This window comes from Anaerotignum sp. (assembly GCF_031981185.1).
Lineage (GTDB): Bacteria > Bacillota > Clostridia > Lachnospirales > Anaerotignaceae > Chakrabartyella.
Genome location: NZ_DALYUL010000054.1, coordinates 2,709 through 4,206, shown reverse-complemented (window position 1 = coordinate 4,206; position 1,498 = coordinate 2,709). Strand labels below are relative to the sequence as shown.

At 35.8% G+C, this 1,498-nt stretch carries 1 protein-coding gene; it reads right to left on the bottom strand.

The features are described from left to right. Positions 1 to 13 precede the first annotated feature (13 nt). Positions 14 to 1,498, bottom strand: a 1,485-nt coding sequence (locus RTK36_RS16295) for a phosphoadenosine phosphosulfate reductase domain-containing protein (protein ID WP_312048272.1), incomplete at its 5' end; no start/stop codon positions are given.

The window sequence follows — 1,498 nt, the reverse complement described above, 5'->3', positions numbered from 1 at the left end:
TGCTTAATACAGTTTATTTTTTTGTTTTTAAGAATTTTTCCATTAAGCAACCACCGTCAAGGTATTTCGCTGTTACACACATCTTACATCGTTTGCATTTTGCATCATTAATGTGATATTCTCCGCCCAAGATAGTAATTGCACCAAATTTACAAAGCGATTCGCACTTCAAGCACTTACGACATGCGTTGTATTTTTTTACTTGATAACCAACCATTCTCTGCAAATCATCATGCTTTGCTACATTCATTGTTTTGATTTTCACTGAATATTCATAGCCATCTTGAGTGAATGGTGTAATTGAAAGTATAGGGGTATTAGTTCGCATATCTAAAACAATGGTTTCATTTATTAGTTTTTTACCAAGTTCCTTTGACACCTTTCCAAACGGAGTGAACAACTCTAAGAAGCTATCATCAAAAGGTCTGTATAGCTGATATATCTTGGCATTTTCTTCAGCAGTACAGTTTGTATATTTAATCTTAACATCATTTGATGCTACGACACCGTTACCACCTTGTCTTGCTTTCCATTTGCCAGTATCAATATAAACCTCAGCATCGGGTTTACCAATGCTTTTTGCAAAGGAAACAAGGTACTCTCTCCACTTTATTGATTGCTCCGGCATGTATACTCTTGAGAGATATTGGGCTCTATCATTATTGTTAGGGCAACACCAACATCCCACACGATCATAACCTAATCGATAAGCATCGTTGAAGTCTACAGTCTCACCTAAAAGATACAGCCAAATATCAATATCTTTCCAGAAGAAGATAGGAGAGGCAACTTTTTGCTTTTGTATCTTAACAGCTTCTGCATCATCTTCTACACGGTTATATTTACTTCTACTCACAGATTCGCATTTACGGATACCGTAGAAAGTAAGTATATCTTTATCACGGTATAGACTATTAAGCACACGGGTAATCGGGCCTGTTTTAAACATCGTACAGCACCAACGCATCATGCGAGCGGGTGGACCAATATCCTCACAAACTTTATAGAAATCTTGTTCTTTATTTTTTGCAGTTTTGAATATAGCCTTGGGGTTATCTAATCTATAGCGCTTTGCATATTCCATTGTCATTGGAAATTCCAAAGTAGTATCACCAAATATATGTACTAAACTTGGATTGCTAAGTGCACGAACTGTTAGGTCGGCAACGACCGTGGAGTCTTTACCACCAGAAAAAGAAATAACAATATTCTCTTCCGGATAGTTTTTCACTGTATTTATAATAAATTCTTTTGCTTCTGCAAAAAGAAAGTTTAGTCGATTTTGATTTGCTTTAACGAATCGAGTTACAGTTTCATTAAAAACAAAATAGTCATTTTCAGACTGGCACTGCTCTAATATCTTTAAAACTTCATCAGCTGGGTGTTTTTTATATACATTTGTAGTTATCGTCTTGGCTACACCATCTATGTAGACACGATTATTTGAAGCCCATACAGTTTTATCCTTATAGGCGAATGGCTTTGCTATTAATACTTC